Annotated in this window: 1 protein-coding gene; it reads left to right on the forward strand. The window is 27.9% G+C overall.

The genetic code is table 11. The annotated features are described in order from the left end of the window. Window positions 1–349: 349 nt before the first annotated feature. Window positions 350–733 carry a tyrosine-type recombinase/integrase gene (locus D0T57_RS15340; RefSeq protein ID WP_368666941.1) on the forward strand — a complete coding sequence of 128 codons (384 nt, stop codon included), beginning with the start codon at window positions 350–352 and terminating at the stop codon, window positions 731–733. The last annotated feature ends 80 nt before the right edge of the window (window positions 734–813 follow it).

The following is an 813-nucleotide window of genomic DNA, read 5'->3' on the forward strand; positions in this document are numbered from 1 at the left end:
TTTCCATAAACGTTACAAAGATAGAATTTTAAACATTTATAGAAGCTAAAGCCTTGTACTAAAGTACATAGTTTTAACTAGCGAACTTGAAAAATAAAACAAGTATAGAATCTTATCCTTTTAGAAGATTTAAAATTAAGAATGAAGATACAATTAAGCGATCGATAAATATTAATAAATTAATCTTGCTATTTAATTATAATGGCACTGATGGAGAGAATTGGGCTCGGGACATTGCAAAGATTATATTTTTTTTAATTGGTATTAATGTAATTGACTTATAAATATTAATTACATAAACAATCAGCTTATTGATTACAGACGCGCTAAAACTAATAGGCCCTATAGTATAAAAATTGAACCAGAAGTGAAGGTGCTTCTTGATAAATTTAAAGAAAAAGATCACATGCTGTGTTTCAGAGAAACGATGAATTATAAAAGCTTCGGCATTAGATTGAATAAAAATCTTAGGAAAATTGGAAATTCAATAGGAATTGAAAATTTAACTACATATTTTCTACGACATACTTGGGCAACAATAGCAGCATCACTAGACATCCCAAAAGAAACTATTGCAGCAGCTTTGGGGCATGGAGGAAATACAGTTACGGATATCTATATAAATTTTGATCAAAAAAAGATAATAGATGAAGCAAATAGAAAAGTTATGGATTTTCTGAGCATTACGAAACAAAAATATATTTCAATATCTGAATTCACTAGTGTCCACTAAAAGTCATTAACAAGTGATGTAATTATCTGATATGCAATCAATAACATTGATTTATTTTACGTGTATATTTCAAATCTCTA

The sequence above is a fragment of the Dysgonomonas sp. 511 genome (assembly GCF_010501105.1).
GTDB lineage: Bacteria > Bacteroidota > Bacteroidia > Bacteroidales > Dysgonomonadaceae > Dysgonomonas.